2 protein-coding genes are annotated in these 3881 nt (G+C 50.2%); both read left to right on the top strand.

Annotated features, from left to right (window positions below):
* Window positions 1–361, top strand: a 361-nt coding sequence (locus PXY01_RS22495; RefSeq protein ID WP_164744549.1) for a hypothetical protein, incomplete at its 5' end; no start/stop codon positions are given.
* A gap of 39 nt (window positions 362–400) precedes the next feature.
* Window positions 401–3881 (top strand): beta-ketoacyl synthase N-terminal-like domain-containing protein (locus PXY01_RS21930; protein ID WP_127573260.1); only part of this gene is annotated, 3481 nt, incomplete at its 3' end.

The following is a 3881-nucleotide window of genomic DNA, read 5'->3' as shown; positions in this document are numbered from 1 at the left end:
CGGGGAGAACAAGCCGCGAATCATTAGCCTGCCGACGTATCCTTTTGCAAGGGAGCGTTATTGGATCTCGGATATTAAAACTAAGGAGGGCGCAATTGAATCGGAGGGGGCCGCGAGGTCGCAAAGTACGCACACGGCTTCCAAGAAGATTGCGGCAGCAGCAAGCGGGGCGGAAGCGAGTGTCGGAGCAAACCATGCTTCAATTTCCGCTGCTGTTCCATCCTATATCCGAAATATTCAAAGTCGCATCTCAACCAGCGAGGCCCTAAAAAGGAAGCCGGCGGTTTCCTACCTAGCGGTTGAAGATAAAGGAACGCCCTCTGCTGTAGTCGACAGCGGAGCCAATTCCGTATCGGAATAGAGAGACATAAGGGAGCAATACGGAGAAGGAGGCATATAGATGAAGGAAATGAATCGTATCTTATGCGGGCTGTTATGGGGCCAATTGCAGTCTATGGGATTGTGCCCGTATGCACATATGGAAAAGAATGCGATGATAGCGGATTTTAAAGCCAGAACAGCGCTGCCGGATTTATTCGACCGCTGGCTGGATGAAAGTATCGAGATTCTGGTACAGAATCAGTATTTGGATCGTCAGGGAGAACGGTATAGCAAGGCGAATACTGCTCCGGTTCATTTGCAATCGGTATGGCAGGAGTGGGAACAGAAGAAAGGGGCGTGGCTGGAAGACGCTAACCTTTCGGCCTGGACCGTTCTTCTTGAAGCTACACTAAGGGAATTGCCTAATATTTTGACGGGTCAAGTACCCGCTACGGATATTATGTTTCCGAATTCATCGATGAGTTTAGTGGAAGGCATCTATAAAAATAATCCTGCCGGCGATTATTTTAATGAAGTGGTTGGAGATTTAGTCATATCGTATTTGGATGAGCGAATTGAGCAAGAACCGTCGGCGGCGGTTCGAATTCTCGAGGTTGGAGCAGGTACTGGCGGCACCAGCGCTATAGTCTTGCAAAAGCTTCAGCCGTATCGAGACCATATCCAGGAATACTGCTATACCGATAGATCCAAAGCTTTTTTGCTGCATGCACAAAAAGAGTATGGGCCGCAAAACCCATACTTGACTTACCAAATTTTCAATGTGGAAGAAACGGCTAGGTCGCAGCATATCGACGTAGGCGTATACGATATTGTGATTGCCACTAATGTACTGCACGCCACTAGAAGCATTCGGCAAACCTTGCGCAATGTCAAAGACGCGCTGCGTACAAACGGTCTAATAATTATTAATGAAATGAGCGGCAAATCACTGCTCAACCATTTGACCTTCGGCTTATTGGAGGGCTGGTGGCTGTATGACGACCCGGAGTTGCGTATTCCAGGCTGTCCAGGGTTATATCCTGAAAGCTGGCGACAAGCGCTGGAAGCCGAAGGCTTCCGGTCTGTTTTCTTCCCGGTAGAGGAAGCACATGATATCGGTCAACAAATCATTGTAGCTGAAAGCGACGGCATCATTCGGGAGCAAGCGGAGCCACAGCATGCTGTCTCCCCAATGAAATCGCACGACGTAGAGAGCGTTCCCGGTACGGCTGTGTCCAGCGGGATGGCTGAAGATTATATCAGTGAGATAATTGTAGAGAAGCTGGCAGAAGCATTGAACGTAGAAACGGCGATGATTGATGTCCACGAGTCGTTCGCCGATTATGGTTTGGACTCCATTCTCGGTGTTAACTTTGTGCAGACGATAAACCGGGAGCTGGACATCCATTTGCACACGACCGACATCTTCGATTACAGCTCGGTCATCCAACTGACGTCATACATTACGAAACAGTTCGGAGACCAAGTTATGCAGGCTTTAGACCAGAGCGTCAGACAGACGGACAGCGGAGAAGAGATATTTCAAGTCAGATGCGAGACTCCTGAACAACAGAATAGTCGGCGAGAAGAGAATCAGAAGGAAAACATACCGGGAAGAGAGCCTATCGCGATTATTGGTTTGAGCGGAAGGTTTGCCGGGTCGGAAGATGTGGAACAATTGTGGAGCCATCTTCAGAACGGCGACGATTTGGTTGAGGAAGTTACTCGATGGGATCTATCAAAATATTATGCTGACAATGAGAGCTATTGCAATTATGGCAGCTTTCTGAGCGACATTGATAAGTTTGATCCGTTGTTTTTCAATATTTCCGGTTTGGAAGCAACCTACATGGACCCGCAGCAGAGAATATTTTTGGAGGAAGCATGGCATGCACTCGAAAATGCAGGCTATGCAGGAGCCGGAGTACAGGGACGGCGATGCGGGGTTTATGTCGGCTGTGCCGAAGGCGATTACCAGCAGCTGCTGGGCGACGACCTCCCGCCGCAGGCACTGTGGGGACATATGGGGTCGGTTATTCCGGCTAGAATCTCCTATCACCTCGATCTTCACGGGCCGGCTATAGCTGTAGATACGGCATGCTCCAGCTCGTTAGTTGCAGTTCATCTTGCGTGTCAAAGCTTGTGGAGCGGAGAAACGGATATGGCTTTGGCCGGGGGAGTCTATATTCATACGACTCCCCGCTGCTATTTATACGGTGATCGGGCGGGTATGCTGTCTCCAACGGGGCACTGCTATACTTTTGACGATCGTGCAGATGGCATGGTTCCGGGAGAAGCGGTCGGCGTTATTGTACTTAAGCGGCTCAGCGAAGCTCTCGCCGATGGCGATCATATCCATGGCGTCATATTAGGCTCGGGTATCAATCAGGATGGCACGACAAACGGGCTCACGGCGCCAAGCCAAAATTCTCAGGAACGGTTGGAACAGTATGTGTACGACACCTTTCATATTCATCCTGAGCAAATCCAGATGGTCGAATCGCACGGAACCGGAACCCGATTGGGAGATCCGATCGAATTTCAGGCACTGACCAGAACGTTCAGAAAGTATACCGATAAGAAGAAATTTTGCGCCATTGGGTCCATTAAGACGAATATCGGTCATACACAGATTGCGGCAGGGATCACGGGCGTAATCAAACTGATATTATCGTTAAAGCATAAGCAAATCCCGCCTACGCTTCATTTTCAATCGGGCAATTCGAATATTCAGTTTGACGACAGCCCTTTTTATGTAAACACGCAGCTGCGGGATTGGAAGATTGAACCGGGAGTCAGTCGTTGCGCTGCGGTCAGCTCCTTTGGGGCCAGCGGCACGAATGCCCATATGATCATCGGGGAAGCACCAAGGACGGAACGGAAGCATGCTGCGAAGCCGGGGTACTTAATTCCGTTGTCGGCGCGAACCTCGCAACAACTACGTCGCCAAGTTGAGCAGCTGGTCGCATATTGCGAGCAGGAGCCTGCGGCAGACTGCGGCAACATAAGCTATACCCTTTGGCTTGGAAGAAAGCACTGCAACCACAGGCTTGTATGTATGACCCGCAATACAGGTGAGCTGGTTGCATCCCTCAAGAAATGGCTGGATAAAGGAAGCGCGGCCCAAGTTTATCATTCCGAACTGCATGACAAAGATCAACGTACACAATCATCCTTGAGAAGATACGGAAATGAATGCATCCAGAAGAGTCAGCATACAAGCGATGACCGTGAGTACCTAGAGCTGTTGACGGCGGTTGCTGATTTGTACATTCAAGGATATTCGTTAGAATTTGAACATTTGTTCGCGAATGATTCGTACTCTAGAATTCCGCTGCCGACGTATCCTTTTGCCAAGGAGCGGTATTGGGCACCAGAGAAGGAGACTGCCATGAACGGCGGTAAGTCGTCGTCGGAGGTTGATGCGAAATTGGCAGTCGCCCGTATATCGCAGGCGCCGACGGTTAATGCTGGGGGTGCGAGCGTAGGGATTACGAAAGCGCCGTTGGCGGCCGGCAGCAGCATGCTGATGTTCGAGCCAGCCTGGAAGGGACAGAACA

It is taken from the genome of Paenibacillus xylaniclasticus, assembly GCF_004001065.1.
GTDB classification, from domain to species: Bacteria; Bacillota; Bacilli; order Paenibacillales; family Paenibacillaceae; genus Paenibacillus_T; species Paenibacillus_T xylaniclasticus.
Note: the sequence above shows the minus strand (reverse complement) of the source record. Positions and strands in the feature narration are given on the sequence as shown.